This window comes from Candidatus Dormiibacterota bacterium, assembly GCA_035532835.1.
Taxonomy (GTDB): domain Bacteria; phylum Vulcanimicrobiota; class Vulcanimicrobiia; order Vulcanimicrobiales; family Vulcanimicrobiaceae; genus DAHUXY01.
In genome coordinates this window covers 1-16260 of sequence record DATKQG010000042.1, presented here as the reverse complement: position 1 = coordinate 16260, position 16260 = coordinate 1, and the positions used below count along the sequence as shown (strand labels likewise).

The 16260-nt window shown below is 62.4% G+C and carries 18 protein-coding genes; 7 read left to right on the top strand and 11 right to left on the bottom strand.

Annotation, left to right across the window (positions count from 1 at the left end; genetic code table 11):
• The 11 genes from VMW12_05780 to speD all read right to left on the bottom strand — a co-directional run.
• A partial coding sequence (locus VMW12_05780) for a hypothetical protein (protein HUZ49237.1) occupies nt 1-224 on the bottom strand: 224 nt, incomplete at its 3' end.
• Nucleotides 225-229: 5 nt separating this feature from the next.
• Entirely contained in the window at nt 230-709 is a 480-nt protein-coding gene (locus tag VMW12_05775; protein ID HUZ49236.1) for an NUDIX hydrolase, read from the bottom strand.
• A 99-nt stretch (nt 710-808) separates the two neighbouring features.
• Nucleotides 809-2314 (bottom strand): aminomethyl-transferring glycine dehydrogenase subunit GcvPB, encoded by a 1506-nt coding sequence (gene gcvPB, locus VMW12_05770; protein ID HUZ49235.1) that lies wholly within the window; start codon nt 2312-2314, stop codon nt 809-811.
• Nucleotides 2292-3656 (bottom strand): aminomethyl-transferring glycine dehydrogenase subunit GcvPA, encoded by a 1365-nt coding sequence (gene gcvPA, locus VMW12_05765; GenBank protein HUZ49234.1) that lies wholly within the window; start codon nt 3654-3656, stop codon nt 2292-2294. The genes gcvPB and gcvPA overlap by 23 nt, the downstream gene beginning before the upstream one ends.
• A gap of 1 nt (nt 3657) precedes the next feature.
• Complete coding sequence (gene gcvH, locus VMW12_05760; GenBank protein HUZ49233.1) at nt 3658-4038, bottom strand: glycine cleavage system protein GcvH; 381 nt, start codon at nt 4036-4038, stop codon at nt 3658-3660.
• A 28-nt stretch (nt 4039-4066) separates the two neighbouring features.
• Nucleotides 4067-5173 carry a glycine cleavage system aminomethyltransferase GcvT gene (gene gcvT, locus VMW12_05755; GenBank protein ID HUZ49232.1) on the bottom strand — a complete coding sequence of 369 codons (1107 nt, stop codon included), beginning with the start codon at nt 5171-5173 and terminating at the stop codon, nt 4067-4069.
• Nucleotides 5170-5649, bottom strand: a complete 480-nt coding sequence (locus tag VMW12_05750) for a PaaI family thioesterase (protein ID HUZ49231.1) — start codon at nt 5647-5649, stop codon at nt 5170-5172. The genes gcvT and VMW12_05750 overlap by 4 nt, the downstream gene beginning before the upstream one ends.
• 3 nt (nt 5650-5652) lie before the next feature.
• Nucleotides 5653-6540: a spermidine synthase gene (locus VMW12_05745; protein HUZ49230.1), complete on the bottom strand. Its 888-nt coding sequence runs from the start codon at nt 6538-6540 to the stop codon at nt 5653-5655.
• Nucleotides 6541-6637: 97 nt separating this feature from the next.
• The gene (locus tag VMW12_05740; GenBank protein HUZ49229.1) at nt 6638-7345 is read right to left on the bottom strand and encodes a hypothetical protein; all 708 of its coding nucleotides are present in this window, start codon (nt 7343-7345) and stop codon (nt 6638-6640) included.
• Between the two features lie 93 nt (nt 7346-7438).
• On the bottom strand, nt 7439-9871 hold the full coding sequence (locus VMW12_05735; GenBank protein ID HUZ49228.1) for a hypothetical protein: 2433 nt from the start codon (nt 9869-9871) through the stop codon (nt 7439-7441).
• Between the two features lie 108 nt (nt 9872-9979).
• On the bottom strand, nt 9980-10390 hold the full coding sequence (gene speD, locus VMW12_05730; protein HUZ49227.1) for an adenosylmethionine decarboxylase: 411 nt from the start codon (nt 10388-10390) through the stop codon (nt 9980-9982).
• A gap of 308 nt (nt 10391-10698) precedes the next feature.
• On the opposite strand from speD, the gene sufB reads away from it, so the two are divergent.
• The 7 genes from sufB to VMW12_05695 form a co-directional block, all read left to right on the top strand.
• Entirely contained in the window at nt 10699-12117 is a 1419-nt protein-coding gene (gene sufB, locus VMW12_05725) for a Fe-S cluster assembly protein SufB (protein ID HUZ49226.1), read from the top strand.
• 100 nt (nt 12118-12217) lie between these two features.
• Nucleotides 12218-12760 carry a hypothetical protein gene (locus tag VMW12_05720; GenBank protein ID HUZ49225.1) on the top strand — a complete coding sequence of 181 codons (543 nt, stop codon included), beginning with the start codon at nt 12218-12220 and terminating at the stop codon, nt 12758-12760.
• A 3-nt stretch (nt 12761-12763) separates the two neighbouring features.
• Nucleotides 12764-13069 (top strand): non-heme iron oxygenase ferredoxin subunit, encoded by a 306-nt coding sequence (locus VMW12_05715; protein HUZ49224.1) that lies wholly within the window; start codon nt 12764-12766, stop codon nt 13067-13069.
• Nucleotides 13066-15255: a penicillin acylase family protein gene (locus VMW12_05710; GenBank protein ID HUZ49223.1), complete on the top strand. Its 2190-nt coding sequence runs from the start codon at nt 13066-13068 to the stop codon at nt 15253-15255. Before VMW12_05715 ends, VMW12_05710 begins: the two co-directional genes overlap by 4 nt.
• Before the next feature lie 84 nt (nt 15256-15339).
• A complete protein-coding gene (rplU, locus tag VMW12_05705) occupies nt 15340-15654 on the top strand; it encodes a 50S ribosomal protein L21 (GenBank protein ID HUZ49222.1) in 315 nt (104 codons plus the stop codon).
• Nucleotides 15655-15672: 18 nt separating this feature from the next.
• The gene (locus VMW12_05700) at nt 15673-16008 is read left to right on the top strand and encodes a ribosomal-processing cysteine protease Prp (GenBank protein ID HUZ49221.1); all 336 of its coding nucleotides are present in this window, start codon (nt 15673-15675) and stop codon (nt 16006-16008) included.
• A 52-nt stretch (nt 16009-16060) separates the two neighbouring features.
• Nucleotides 16061-16260, top strand: a 200-nt coding sequence (locus tag VMW12_05695; protein HUZ49220.1) for a hypothetical protein, incomplete at its 3' end; no start/stop codon positions are given.

Here is a 16260-nt window from a genome sequence, read left to right as displayed (position 1 = left end):
TCCATCAACCGCACGTACGACAGGTACTGCGAGGCGACGCTCGCGAGCGGCACGGTGGCGATATCGAGTTGCTGCTCTTTGATCAGGCTCAATAACAAATCGAGCGGGCCGTCGAAGACGTCGAGTTGGACCCGGCACGCGCGCTCGTCGGCCTGCTCGCCGGCATGCTGCGCCCGGCCCTCGTCAGGCGGAAGTTCCGCCGCAAGGACATCCTTCGTTGCCACGTCGCTCAAGAGGTCTTCTGCTCTGCCGTTCGCGCCAGGATCGGGACCTCGGGGAACACTTCCGGATTCGCGGCGAGATACTCTAAGCCCAGATCGATCAAACGCTTCTCGTTCACGTATTTGAGGGCGCGCCTGGCCGCCATGACATCGAACCAGCGGGCTTCGTCAACCTCATGGTCGTGGTTGGCGGTATCGCCCGAGAGGTACCGCATCAGGTAGAAGGTCACCGATTTCTTGTGCTTCGACTTTCCCACGTAGAACCAGTACGAGATCTCGTTGAGCCGCGTGAGCAATTCGGCCCAGCAACCGGTCTCCTCGCGAACTTCGCGCAGCGCAGCTTGCTCGTTCGATTCGCGCACTTCCACATGTCCCTTGGGCAGCGTCCAAACGCGCGGAGTACCGCGACCGATGAGCAATGAATCATAGGTCGTCTCGCGCGGGCGTAGGACGAGCCCGCCGGCCGACACTTCGTACTTGATCCGCATTCGATCAACCCGTAAGAGAGACGTGGAAGGGGGCCCAAGTTGCGCCCCCCGATTACCACCATTATAGCCTCTACACCCAAGAAGAGCCTGCCAGAAGGGTTATCCTCTTTGGGGTTCCCAGCGCAGATTGGGCTGGCGGGCTGCCCTGGTCTCGTCGACTCGGCCGACGACCGTGGTCACCGGAGCATCGAAGAGCTGCTGCGGGTCGCTCTGAGCGGTCTGGACGATCCCGCGGAGCACCTCGACGAAGTGATCGAGCGTCTCCTTGGATTCGGTCTCGGTCGGCTCGATCATCAGGCACTCTGGGACCAGGAGCGGGAAGTAGACCGTCGGCGCCATCATGCCGTGATCGAGCAAGGCCTTGGCGATATCGAGCGCCTTCACGCCCGTCGCCTTCTTCAATGCCTGAGCTGAGACGACGAACTCGTGGCGGCAAATCTCGGGGTATGGGGCCTCCAAGAACTCGGAGACCTTGACGCGCACGTAGTTGGCGTTGAGCACCGCGAGTTGCGAGACCTTGGTGAGGCCCTCCGCACCGTTGGAATAGATGTAGGCCAGCGCGCGAACCGCATGCGCGAAGTTCGACCAGAAAGAACGTATCGGGCCGATCGATTTGGGACGATCGAAGTCCAATGCGAACGTCAGCCGATCGCTCGGCGAGCCCATGGCTTCGCCGTTCGATTTAGGCGTGGCCACGACGAGCGGCGTTGGAAGGTAGTCCACCAAATGGGCGGCAACGCCGATCGGGCCGTGCCCCGCTCCGCCTCCGCCGTGCGGAATCGTGAACGTCTTGTGCAGGTTGAGATGCATGAGATCGAAGCCCATGTCACCCGGACGCACGTTACCCATGATCGCGTTGGCATTGGCGCCGTCGTAATACATCAAGCCGCCGACCGCGTGTACGGCCGCCGTAATCTCGTGAATATGATCTTCGAACAGCCCCAGTGTGTTCGGATTGGTCATCATGCATACGGCCGTATCGGGGCCGAGCACTTTTTTGATCTCTTCGACGCTGACGCGCCCGCGTTCGTCGCTCGGCAACGAGATGACCTTGAACCCGCACATCGCCGCCGACGCCGGGTTGGTGCCGTGCGCGGTGTCCGGGACGATAACCTTATCCCGCCGTACCTCGCCGCGATCTTTGAAATACTTCTTAGCTATCAGCAACGCCGCGAGTTCCGCGTGCGCACCGGCCGAAGGATTCAGAGAGAACGCAGCCATGCCGAAAAGCGATGCGAGGTTGCGCTCGAGTTCGTACATGACCTGGAGCGCACCCTGTGCCATGTCGTCGGGAGTGTACGGATGCAGATCCCGGAACTGCGGCAACGAGGCCATCGCATCGTTCACACGCGGGTTGTATTTCATCGTACAAGATCCGAGCGGATAGAAACCCAGATCGATACCGAACGTTCGCTGCGAAAGCTTGGTGAAATGGCGCACCACGTCGAGTTCGCTATTGTCCGGCAGCGGAAGCTCCGAGCGCAGCAGCGACGACGGGAGGAACGCTTCTAGCGGCTTTCCCGTCTCGACGTAGCGGTTCGCTCGGCCCTCTTGGCCGAGTTCGAAGATGAGCGGTTGGGTGCTATCGGGCGTGAGCGTGGACATGTACGACCTCTTGAAGCGACGCCACGAGTGCGGCGATATCTGCAGTGGTGGTCAGCTCCGTTGCGGCCATCACGATGCAGGTTGCATATTCCGGGTAGAAGCGCCCTAGATCGACGCCGCCCAAGATGCCGCGCGTTTTGAGCGCGGCGAGAATCGGTGCCGTATCCTGGTGGACGTCGATGACGAACTCGTTGAAGAACGGCGCCGAGAATTTCAGATCGATCCCGTCGATCGAGGAAACCGCCGTGGCGGCTTCGCGGGAGCGCTCGAGATTGAGCGCGGCGACGTCGCGCAAGCCCGTCTTGCCCATCAGCGACAGATACATCGTCGCGATCAGCGCGCAGTGCGCTTGATTGGTGCAGATGTTCGACGTGGCGCGCTCGCGCCGAATGTGTTGTTCGCGCGCTTGCAGCGTTAAGACGTAAGCCGGGCGGCCTTCTTTATCGACGCTCTTTCCGACCAATCGCCCCGGAATCCGGCGCATGTGTTCCTCGGTCGATGCGATGAAGCCGACGTAGGGCCCGCCGTAGGCAAGCGCGACGCCGAAGCTCTGCGCTTCGCCGACGACGATCTGCGCTCCCCAGGATGCAGGCGTCGCAAGCGCCGCGAGGGAGAGCGCTTCCGATATCACGGCGATCGGTACCGTGCCGCTCGTTTCGACCGCTTGGCGAGCGGCCGGCGAGAGGCAGTCGACGACGCCGAAGAAATTCGGTGATTGAAGCGCTACCGCCGCATATGTTTGGCTAGCAACGGCGGCTTCGAGTGCGTCGAGATCGGTCGTTCCGTCCGCGCGGACGGGGATCTCGTCGATCTCGACGTCGAGGCCGTCGCAGTAGGTCTTGAGCACCGCACGATAGTTCGGATCGACCGCGCGCGAGACCAAGAGCTTGCGTCGACCGTTGGCGTTGATGGCCATGATCGAGCCTTCGGCCAAAGCCGTCGCGCCGTCGTAAACGGACGCGTTGGCAATGTCCATACCCGTCAGCAGACAGATGTAGCTCTGCCACTCGTAAATCGCCTGCAGATACCCTTGCGAGACCTCGGCTTGATAGGGCGTATACGCGGTGAGAAACTCGCCGCGCATGGCCAGCGATGCGATGGCGGGCGGAGCGTAGTGCCGATACGCGCCCGCTCCTAAAAACGAAATCGCGTCCGCGCCGGTATTCTTACGTGCGAAGTGCTCGAAGCGCCGCGCCAGTTGGTACTCCGGCAATGCCGGAACGATATCGAGTTCGGTCTTGAGGGCGACGTCGGCGGGCACGCGAAGGAGTTCGTCCAGCGACGATACGCCGATCGCCTCCAGCATCTCGCGAATATCGCGTTCGGTGTGCGGTGTGTACATATTAATCGACCGCTATGGCCTCGTAGTCGGAGGGCGAGAGCAGATTGCTCTTCTGCGACGGGTCGGCGACTTTGACCTTAAAGAGCCAGCCGGCGCCGTACGGTTCGCGATTGACCGCGGCCGGATCGGCATCGAGCCCGGCATTGACTGCGATCACTTCGCCGCCGATCGGCGTAAAGAGATCCGAAACGGCCTTCACCGACTCGACGACGCCGATATTTCCGAACTGGTCGATCTTCTTTCCGACCTTCGGCAACTCGACGTAGACGATGTCGCCAAGCGAGTTCTGCGCGTAGTCGGTAATACCGACCGTCGCAACGTCGCCATCGATTTTCACCCATTCGTGTTCTTTGCTATATAGCAGATCTGCAGGCTGCGCCACGACGTCGTATCTCCTAAAGAAAGTGCGGTTACTGGGGACGTTTATAGAACGGCATTGCAACGACCGTTGCTTGATGCCGCGTGCCACGAATCTCGACCGTCAAGGAAGTGCCGACGGTTGCGGCTTCCTTCGCGACCAGGGCGGTGGCGATGTTTTTGTTGCCGACGGCAGGCGCGAGCGAACCGCTGCGTACTTCGCCAACGGCTCGGTCGCCCAAAAAGACCGCGTAGCCCTCACGGGCGGGAGCGCGGCCTTCCATCGTCAAGCCGACAATGCGAGAGAAGTCGTCGCGCTCGAGTTGCTCCGCGAGCGCCTCCTTACCGACAAACGTCGGCTTGGAGAGTTTGAGCGCCCACGTTTGCCCGGCTTGCACCGGGGTGATCTCTTCGGTCAGCTCGTGGCCGTAGAGGGGCATCCCGGCCTCCAGGCGCAGGACGTCGCGCGCGCCGAGACCGCACGCCTCAAGGCCCTCATCTGCGTGATCGCGGAGCAATGCGCTCCAAATATCGGCGGCATCCGCTCCTTCGAGAAACAGCTCGAAGCCGTCCTCGCCGGTGTATCCCGTTCGCGCGAGAATCGCGGGCTTGCCGTACGCGTTACCCTGCGCGCAGAAATAATACTTCACCGCAGAGAGATCGATGTCGACGTGCCGTTGCAACATCGCGACCGCCTTGGGGCCTTGAATCGCGATCAGCGCGTTGCGGCCGTGGAGATTCGTGAGCTTCACGCCGCTATCGCCGAGATTCGCGTTGAGATGCGCCCACATTTTATCGGCGTTCGACGCATTGACCACCAGTAGCCAACGGCCATCGAGGCGATAAAAAATCGTATCGTCGTGCGCGCCGCCTTGCGGATTGCAGAAGATATTATATCGGGCTTGCAGCGGCTTCATGCTCGCGACCGCATTGATCGTCAGCGTCTCGGCCCAGGCGGCGACGTTCTCACCTTCGAGAATAAATTGCCCCATGTGAGAGAGGTCGAAGAGCCCGGCGCGATGCCGGACGGCATCGTGCTCTTTGAGGATCCCGCCGTACTGCACCGGCATGTCGAAGCCGCCGAACGGTATCAGCCGCGCGCCCAACCGAACGTGTTCGTCGTATAGGGCGGTGCGTTTTACAGGGCTCTCCGTGTTCACGGTTGTGACTCCTTAAGGGGTGCGGCGTCTTTTGAGTGCAGCGCCCCTTTGGGCGTCCGCTCTTCAGGATAGGTGTTGAGAAAATTCAGCGTCGCGTGGGCGACGAGCCGGCCGTTGCTAAGCACCTGCACCTCGCCGTAACAGATGCGGCGGCCCGAGCGCAGCACCGTGGCCTCGGCGATCAGATCGTGCGGAGGCAGGGCGGGAGCCAGAAAGTTGCATTGCAGCGCGACGGTGACCGTATCTTGTTCGCGCCCGTACACCGATGCGAGCGCCACGTAAAAGACCGTATCGCACAGGCTCACGATCGCACCACCGTGGACGGCGCCGGCCCCGTTGGCGATTTCGGGCCGAAACGGCATGCGCATTACCGCTTTGCCGTGTTCTACGCTCTCGAGTTTGAGATCGAGCAACGCGACGAAGTGCGACTTCTCTTTCTCCCAGCGATGCGGCGCCGAAGCAAAATCCGCGTCCATGTCTTAGAACGTCTCCCCGTCGGCAGCGAGCATCCGCCGTAAATAGAGCGGTAACGCGAAAATGCGACGGTGCGTCTGAGCGTCGTAAAAAAAACTCTCGCCGCGCAGGGTGGCGCAATACGCGTCGATACGCGCCGGATCGAGCGCTGAGACGTCGATGCGATCGCTGCAAACCAAAAACGCCCAGTCGGTATCGAACGCGGGAACGTGCGTGAAAAACGACGTCACGTAACGATAGTGCCGGTGTAGCGTTCGCGCCATCTTGCAATGCAGGGAGGCATTATGGAAGGCCGCGGTGCTGGCCTGAAGCACGTAAACGCCGCCGTCGGCTAACCGGGCTTTGATGAGCCCGAAAACGTCTTCATTAAACAAGATGTTGCTGGGCGAATCTTCGAGCGGCTCGGTGAGATCGGAGATCACCACGCCGTATGTATCGCGATCCTCGCGCATAAAGGCCAGCGCGTCGCCGACGATCACGCGAGCGCGCGGATCCTCGAACGCGCCGTCAGCCCATTCGGGAAGATATTTCTTGGAGAGGTCCACGACCAAACCGTCGATGTCGACCATGGTGCAGCGGCGCACGCTCGGATCGCGCAGTACTTCGCGTAGCGTCGCGCCCTCGCCGCCGCCCAGGATCAGCACGTCGCTGCGATCCGCCGCCGCGGCCATCGCGGGATGCACGAGCGTTTCGTGGTAAATTTTTTCGTCGTTCTGCGAACTCTGCGTGTCGCCGTCGAGAATCAGCATCTTGCCGAAGACGGGCGTGCGAATGACGGAGACTTGCTGGAATTCGGAACGCCCGGCGAAGTAGACTTCGTCGATCGCATGGTGGTGCTGCTCCGTCGGGGCCGATTCCTCGACGTACCATTGCCAGTATTCGGTCTTGGGCATGACCCTGCTAGATTGGCTGACCGCCGCTACCCACCTCGCGATTAAAGTCGAAGGGCGACGCTTTCGCATCGCCCTTCCGGCTCGGGGTCACGCTCGCTTAGTGGCAGGCAACCGCGATGATTTGCTGACCGGACTGGAAATCGACGGTCATGCCCCCCGAGAGGGCTACCGACGGAATCGTCGCCGTGGTGCCGGATACCGTACCGCCGGCGGCAACCGCGTTCCAGGTGGTCGTAGAGCCGCCGTTGTTCGTATACACGTCGAGCTCGCAGGCCGTCGCCGTTCCAAAGCCGCTCGTATCGGTGACGGTGATGGCCGGGGTTTGCGATCCGAATCCGATGCTCGTCGTGCTGCCGTTATAGAACGAGACGTAGATGATCGGCACCGCGCCGGACGTCGCGTTGTCGGCCGGAAGCGTGTTCGGCGTAACGTCGGTACCGTTGTTGAGCGCATCGCCAACAGCGATCGTGCCGTTCGCATTCGCCGCACCAAAAGTAGCGGAGAACGTGATGCCTTGATAGGCTGCCAAGCTTATTGTACCGGCTTGACCCGACGTTGCGGTCAGCGTTCCGGTCGAACCTTTAAACGTCCAGGTCGGGGCCGGGGCGGTGCTGGGTGCGCTCGTCGGAGATGAAGTTGGGCTCGACGTCGGCGACGAGGTTGGGCTCGACGTCGGGCTGGTGGTCGGCGCCGTGGTGGGGCTGGTGGTCGGCGGCGTCGAGGTCGTGGAACCGCCCCCGCATCCCGCTGCGGCGACAATCAGTGCGAAGACTGGAAAGGCGAGGATACGCGTGGTCAGTTTCATGAAAAAGAAACCTCCATCTAATTTACTTGATGACTTTTATCGCAGTTTGCCACCGTCCCGGCAAACCCTTGCTCCCTTGAACGCTCCCGCCCCCTAGTGCTGAGCAAGCCCTCCCAGCAGCCCGAAGCCCGCCGTCGGGGTGGTGTCGGTCACCGAGAAAGCCTCGCTTGCCGGCGAGGAGAGCCCGAAGAAGGCGAAGCCTCCTACCGGCGCCGTTGCGGTCCCGGCGGTGTTGGGCAATAGCGCCATGGCATTGAGCCCCGTGAGATCGGGCGATTGATAGAGCGAGAGGGGCGAGGGATAGCGCCCGTGCCTGATGTCCAAGGTTCCGAACGAGTACGGCGCGCTCTGCCCCGTGAGCCCGACCGTATCGGCGCTCATCGCGAGGGCGAAGTCCTGCAACAGGCCCGGAGCCGTTTCGTTGCAGCCACAGTTTGCGACGAGGTTGGCAAAACCGGTGATGCCGCTGTTTTCCATTCCGCGCGTGTAGGTATCGCCGCCGAAACGGTCGCGCATGTAGCGCTGGAACAGATAGGCTCCGCCGTAACAGCCGCCGCCGCAGTTGTACGCGACCGTCGAACCGTCACCATACGGAGCGCTATCGATCCCGATGAATCCGCTGATCGAGAAGTTCTGCGGCGCGTTGAGATACGCCGCGGCGTGTTCGAGCGCATCGAGCGAATCGAACGGGACGCTCGGATACATCGCGTTCACCGCGAGATCCTGAGCCAGCATCGAGAGGCCTTCGTTGATGAACGAATCTTCGGAACCATCGTAGGTGGGCGAATTCGCTCCGCTCGCGAGGATCGAATGATTCACGAAGTTGATCAAATGCTGGAACTCGTGGCCCGTTCCACGGACGAGATCTTCGCCTAATTCGTAAGCCGCGCCGTCCGACTGGAACCAGCCGACGTACACCATGGGCGCTTCATTAGAGTACTGCGGCGTCGCCGAGTTGCTCGCGGCAAAACAATTGACGATGCTCTGCGGATAGTAATTGAGCGAGCTGAAATAGCCGCCGACGCCGCTTCCCAGATTTGCGGAATTAAGCACCATCACGTCGATCCGCTGGTCGGTAGGCTCCGCGATGTACTGGGCGGCGCTGCTACCCGTCTGTACGCCGGTCGCACTGCAGGTCGCATACTGCACCTGCAAGCCCGGCGCCGTCGATGCGTAATGGGGAGTACCGAAATGCGTGGTATCCGAGACGTAGGCGTTCTCAAAATCGGCCGCGATCGTTCCGGCGGTCTGGGTCGCATTTCCAGCATTGAACGACGGCGACGAATTAGAACCGCTGATCAGCGAACTATCGATCCAGATATTTCCATGCGCGGTCTGGGCTTCGAGCGTAGCGGGAACCTGTTGGTAGCTGGCGCTGCCGCCGCCGATTGCGAAGACGGCGGTCCAGATATTCGCGGTACTGCCGATCGTGGCGTTTGCCGGGATCGTGCTGGTCGCGCGGCGCACAACCGGCGCACCGGCGAGCGCCATATGGGGTACGCGCATGACCTGCGCTCGTAAAGCGCGGTCGTCGGCCGGATGCACTTCCACCGGCGAACGCGCCGTAATTTGGATGGGCGCGCGCACCATGGAAAGGCGACCGGCCAGCTGGGCCGACGTTCCCGATCCGAGGCGCAGGTTCGTGGTCGCAAAGGTCCCGTTGCCGCCCGGCGCCGTCTGATCGCCGGCCATCGAGATTGCGGCGACCATCGCCGTGGTGACGCCCGCACTCGCGCTCCCGCGAACTACGTTACCCTGCGCGGCGATCACTTCGATCGCGCCGGTGGGCGACGTGGTGGGAGCGCCCGACGGCGCAGCGGTCGGAGCCGGCGTCGGAGCGCTGGTCGGAGCCGATGTCGGCGCGACCGCCGTCGTCGAATACAGGACGAATTGGTAGACTTGATTGCCGACCACCGGATACGAACCCGTGCCCGGCGTGAACGTGACCGTGTTATTTCCGGCGCCCGAGAGCACCCCGGGCCCGGCTGCCGGCTCGACCCACGAGCAGTTCGATCCGGGGCCGCAGAACGCGATATAAAACTGCCCGGCCGCGGTCCCGATGCCCGATGCCGTAAACGACAGCACCGGCTGGCCCGTGAAGGTCATCGATACGGACGGCGTCACCGCCACATACATCCACACGGTCGAATTCGACGGAAGCGCCTTCGTGACGACTTGCGATTTGGCGCGCCGCGAGAGCGGGGTGGCGCCGGAAGGCACGGCTGCGAGCCCCGCAATGCCGATCGAACCGGACGCGCTGCCGGCGGCGAGGGTGGGGAACTGGAGCGTCGCTGCGACCGCGTTGGAAGCGGTGACCGTCGCAGTTGTCGCGGTGGTTGTGCTTGGGGTCAGGGTCGCCGTGGATTGAGGCGTGGCGAGCGGGCTCGGCCCGGTCGAAGGGGCCACCGTTCCAGGGGGCGTGTAACCGCCGCCACCACCGCCGCCACCGCCGCAGGCTGCGACGACGGCCACGATCGACCCCAGAAAAAGCAGCATCCCAAAGCGCTGGAATAACCCACGTCTCATATTTTGGTCCCCTTGGACACCGGAGTTACACGCCGAACGCTTGCTCCCTACAAAAAATCCCATCGCCGGGGCGATGGGACTCTGGGATTCCGAGGGAGTCGTTGCCGACTACGCGGAGAGGGTACTCGTTTCGTGGTCGCGCGTGACCACGTGGGTAAAGGTGCCGCTCGATTGCGCGATCCCGCGTTTGACTTCGGTCGTCAGCATCGAGGTGGCGCTTAAGGCCTTCGCCGCAAACTCGCAAGCGAGCCACGGGTCGGTATGGTCGCCGCATGTATAAAAATCCATCGCGGCGTAGCCGGTCTCCGGCCAGGTGTGGATCGAGATATGCGATTCGGCGAGGACGACCACGCCGGATACGCCCTGCGGTTCGAACCGATGGAATGCGACCTCCATAATCGTCGCGCGGGAGGCGTTCGCGGCCCCAACCATCATTTCACGGACCGCATCCACATCTGTTAGTGCCTGGGTGCTACACCCAGACAGCTCACACACAATGTGCGTACCGAGTGCCTTCAATTACTGTGCTCTCCTTGGACCTCGGGGGAATCCCACCTCCGGACTTCGTCGGCTGGCGTCTGCGGTGCAGTCACGTCCCCGACCTATCGACAAGCTCTTGCCGGCGCTTTTAGCGGTGCACGGGCGACTCGTCGCGATGGCGCGTAAAGGGCGCGCCCACCCTATAACCGTGGTCCTCCCATCCGAGGACCGGCGACCATCATACCCCCTGCACCCCCCCCTGTAAAGAGGCGATGCTTCCAGAGTTTTTGAAGTTGAGACTTCACTATCTTGACTATATGGGCCCAGGGGGATACGCTCAGGAGGCTATGACGACCGAAATTCAGACCCCGCAGGGGCTCGACGAGGACTACCGCCACGGGTTTCACGACTCGGAGAGCAAGTACGTCTTCAAGTCCGATAAGGGCCTGACGCGCGAGATCGTCGAGCGGATCAGCGAGATGAAGAGCGAGCCCGCGTGGATGCGCGACTTCCGCCTCAAAGCGCTGGACATCTTCGATAGCAAACCGATGCCGACGTGGGGCGATACCGCCCTGCTCTCCGAAATCGACTTCGCGAACATCCATTACTTCGTGCGCTCGACCGATCGCACCGAGCGGTCGTGGGACGATGTGCCGGACGATATCAAGCGCACCTTCGACCGCCTAGGCATCCCCGAAGCCGAGCGCAAGTTTCTCTCGGGCGTCTCCGCACAGTACGAATCCGAAGTCGTCTACCACAACGTCACCAAAGAGTTGGAAGAGCAAGGCGTCTTCTTCTGCGATATGGATACGGCGGTCAAGCAATATCCCGAAATCGTTCAGAAGTATCTCGCGACGGTCATTCCGATCGCCGACAACAAATTCTCCGCGCTCAACTCGGCCGTGTGGTCGGGCGGTTCGTTCATCTACGTTCCGCCGGGAGTCGAAGTCGCGATGCCGCTCCAGGCTTACTTCCGCATCAACGCGGAGAACATGGGCCAGTTCGAGCGTACGCTGATCATCGCCGACAAGGGCGCGAAGGTCCACTACATCGAGGGATGCACGGCGCCGAAGTTCTCGACGTCCTCGCTACACAGCGCGGTCGTGGAGCTCATCGCCATGGAAGGCGCTTCGATCCGCTACACCACGATCCAAAATTGGTATCGGAACATCTTCAATCTCGTCACCAAACGCGCGATCGCGCAGAAGAATGCGACCGTCGAATGGGTTGACGGCAACATCGGCTCCAAGCTGACCATGAAGTACCCGGCGATCTACCTGATGGGCGAAGGCGCGCGCGGCGAAATTCTCTCGATGGCGTTCGCCGGCGAAGGCCAGCATCAGGACGCGGGCGCGAAGGTGATCCACGCCGCGCCGAATACCACCTCGGTCGTCACCAACAAGAGCGTCAGCGCGCACGGCGGCAAGACGACGTACCGCGGTTTGGTCGAGATTTTCCCCGGCGCGGTCGGCGCGAAGACCCGCGTAAAGTGCGACGCCCTCATTATGGACGATCAGTCGGCGAGCGATACCAAGCCGACGATGAAGATTCACGAACAGCGCTCGACCGTCGAGCACGAAGCCAGCGTCTCGAAAATCGGCGAGGACCAGCTCTTCTACGCCATGAGCCGCGGCCTCTCGGAAGCGGATGCGACGGCCATGATCGTCAACGGCTTCTTCGACTTCTTCGTCAAGGAGCTGCCGATGGAGTATGCGGTCGAACTCAATCGCCTAGTTAAAATGGAGATGGAGGGTTCGGTCGGCTAGACTTCTAGAGCCGGGACGAATCTTTTCCCTCGGATATTGCAAGCACCCGTTCGCACAAACGCGAACGGGTGCTTGCGTTTTGCCGTCTGGAAAGGTTGCCATGAACATCCAACGGGTCTCCCTGTTCTGCACAGCACTCTGCGTGGCGTTCCTCATCGCGACACCGCCTGCACGCGCCTGGAAACTCGTCTGCGTGGCTGCGATCCCCGTGACGATGCTCGACAGCATCGATTCGGGCGCCGCTTACCCGGGGCAGCGCTTCCGATTCAAAACGACGATCACCGCCCGGGTCAACGGCCACCTTCTGCCGGCGGGGACGGTCGGGTACGGCTACGTCCGCGAGGTGAGCGCTGCGAGCAACCGCGACCGCAACGGCTCGCTGATTCTCGAACCGCGTGAATTCGTGTACCGCGGAATGCACGTTCAGGTGATGGCGGACCCGCGGGAGACCTCGCTGTGGGCGCCCGCGGAGACGATCACCGAAAAGGCGGCCGGTTATTTGCCGATACCGGGCTTGTTCCGCACCGTCGTCAATACGGTACGCAACGGCAAGAACGTCACGATCGGCCCCGGTTTCAAGTTTCACGTGGTCGGCATTGCGGACATCACCACGTCGCAGCCGTGTCATAAGGTCGGGCAGTAGCGCATGAGCGAGCATCGCATACCGGGAGCCGCCCGAATCCCCGCCGGATCGACGCAACGCACCGAGTTGGACGGGCTCGACGTCTTGCTATGCAACGTCGGCGGAACGCTCTATGCCATCGAAGACGTCTGCACGCACGACGGCGCGCCGCTCGACCAAGGAGAACTCGACGGTGCCTGCATCGTCTGCCCGCGCCACGGCGCAACGTTCGACGTGCGCAGCGGTGAGGCGCTCACGCTTCCGGCGGTACTTCCCGTCGCAACCTTCCCCGTTCGGATCGACGGGGAGGACGCCGTCGTCGATCTATGAAGACCGCGTTACGACTGCTCGCCGCGCTCGTCGCGGTTACGCTTCTCGCGGCCGCGGCGTATACCGGCAACGTGGTCGCCGGTATGCACGACGCGCCGCAAACATCCGGAACGATAGCGGGAATGGGCGTTCGCGAACCGGTGCGGATCCTGCGCGACGGCCGCGGCGTTCCGCATATCCGCGCGCAGAATCTGCACGATCTCTTCTTCGCGCAAGGTTTCGTCGAGGGCAGCGACCGGCTCTTCCAACTCGATCTCACCAGGCGATACGTTCTCGGCGAGCTCGCGGAAATTCTCGGCAGCCCTCTGCTTTCGACAGATGAAGCCGCGCGCACCATTCCCGTTCGGACGATGGTTGCGCGCCAATGGGATGCGCTCGACACAAGCGATCGCAGGATGCTGCAAGCGTTCGCCGACGGGGTGAACGCCGCGATGAAGCACGAACCGACGCCGCCCGAATTTCGTCTCCTCGCCTACCACCCCAAGCCGTGGCGGCCGCAAGACGCACTGGTCGTGGGCATGGCGACGGTCATCGATCTAACCGACACCTGGAACGACATCGCCAACCGCAGTCTCGCGTACAACGGCGCAACGCCTCATTCGGCGGCTGCGGCATACGACGCGATCTACCCGTTGAGCGACCCCTGTTATCAAGCGCCCGTCACGCAAGGGCTGGCGGCGCTCAAGCCCGCGAGTTCTGCTTGCACGCTGAGCCGAAGCCTGGCGGCGGCGTTCGCGCCCTCGCGCGCGCCGATCGGCAGCAATGAATGGGCCGCCGGAGCCGCGCACTCGCTCACCGGTCGCGCCCTGCTCGCCAACGATCCGCATTTGCGTCTGGGAATACCGGGCGTGTGGTATCTCGTCGATTTGCAGGCTCCCGGCTACCACGCGGCCGGAGCGACGCTCGCGGGCGTTCCCGGCGTGATTCTCGGACACAACGACGCGCTCGCATGGGGTGCGACCAACGGTACCGTGGAGTCGCTCTCGGTTTTCGATGCGCCGCCGAATCTGCCCGCGAGCAACTGGCATACCGAGCGTATCCGAGTGCGTTTCGGCGCGACGGTCGTGCGGCGATACTATCGCAGCAGAACGCTGTTCGGCGCCCGCGTTCTGGGCAAACGTCTCGTGCTCGTTCGCTGGAACGCCTACGTTACGCCGCGTTCGCCGTTAGGCGCATTCGAAGGACTCGCGCGTGCCGCTAGTATCGACGGCGCGCTCGCAGCATTGCGCGCCTATACGGGTCCTCCGCAAAACTTCGCACTCGCCGATACCACCGGACGCGCCGCGTACGTTCTGGCGGGCCAAATTCCCGACGATCCGGCGTGGGGGCGATATATCCATCCGGCCGCCGATCTGGCCAAGCACTATCCGGACGTTCCGCGCGACGCACTTCCGCACGTCGCACCGTCGCGCTCGGCGATCGTATGGACCGCGAACAATCAAATGTACGGCCCCGGATACCCCTACCGGTTGAGCGCGCAGTTCGCACCGCCGTATCGCGCCTATCGCATCGCTACGCTCCTGCGCGCCCACCCGAAATACGACGTCAACTATTTTGCTTCGATGCAGATGGATACGCTCTCGCTTCCCGAGAGCGAGCTAGCCCGTACGTTACTCCACGAGGACGCCGGCGGCACGCTGCGCGACAACGACGCGCTAACGAAGCATGCATTGAACGAACTCGCGCTTTGGCACGGGCATTTCAACCCGGAGTCGCGCGGCGCCAGCGTCGTCGCCGGCTATCGCGTCACGCTCCTTTCGCGGCTCGCCGGCGGAATGCTCGACCTCGTGCGCAGGCAACACGTGGACGGGTTCTCCGCCTACGTCGCCGCACACCCGAAGCTCGTGCGAGAGCCCTGGAGCACCGCCGGTGCAACCATCGTCAAGCATCCCCTGGCGGCGCTGGGCATCACCTTTCTGAACGGCTCGACGCTACCGGGCGACGGCGACCCCTACACGATTCACGTGCAAAACCAAGGCTTCTCACAATCGTTCCGTGCCGTTTGGGATGTCGGCAACTGGGATGCGGGCGGGATTTCGATTCCGCAGGGCGAGTCCGGCTGGCCCGGCTCCGGCCACTACACCGACGAAGCGAGCGCTTGGATCACCGGAAGGCTGTTGCCGCTGCCATATTCGCCCCAGGCGGTCGCGGCCGCAACCCACGAGCGGCTCACGCTGGAGCCTTAGACACGGGTCGCTTCGGTAAGATTCCTCGTGGCGCGACTGGCGGCGTTGACAGCGCAGTAGGCTCCCTGGTAATGTGACACGGTTATGTACGCGATTATCCAGACCGGCGGCAAGCAGTATAAGGTCGCCGAGGGCGATATCATTCGTTGCGACCTCCTCGAGAGCGAAGTCGGATCGGATGTAACGTTCGACCACGTCATCTTGGCCAACACCGGTTCCGACGTTCAAATCGGCAGCCCGACGCTTTCGGGCATCAGCGTGACCGGCACCGTGCTCCGCCAAGCCAAAGATAAGAAAATTCTCGTCTTCCGCTACAAGCCCAAAAAGCGCGTGCGGAAATTGAACGGCCACCGTCAGCGTTTCGCGGAAGTCAAGATCACCAAAATCAGCGTGGCGTAAGCCGCGTCAGCTTCTCGTATGCTCGCCGTAACCTTTTGCAGAGACAGCCGTAACCGGCTGTCTTCTGTTTTTGCAACGGGCCACGCCGGGTTCGCCGAGCATGGCGAAGATATCGTCTGCGCCGCGGTTTCAGCCATCCTCCAAGCCGCCAGGCTCGGCCTCGAAGCCCACGCTCGCGTCCAGCTCGAGGCTTCCCAGAGCTCGGGCGAGCTACGCCTAGTGTGGCCGGAAGCGGCGCGCGACGACGCGGCGGTGCGGGCGATCGTAGCGACCGCCGAACTCTCGGTCGAGCAGATCGCTGCGCAGTATCCGACGCACGTCCGTTTTCATCGCAAAACCGACCCGGCCGCGTAACAACCCCCGCTAAACCGGGTAAGAGCCAGGCGAGAACCGAAGGAGGATCAGCATGTCAGATAGTTTCCGCTCCACCCCCTCGGACCAGCAATGGTCGGGCGCTAATACCGGTAACGGCTACAACGGAGCTTCGGCTCCCAACGCCAGTTCGAGCCACGAAAACGACGGCCATGAGAGCGGAGAACTCGGCAAGGCGCTCCTCGTGGGCGTTCTCGGCGGCCTGGTTTCAGCCGCGGGGTACTTCGTGTACCG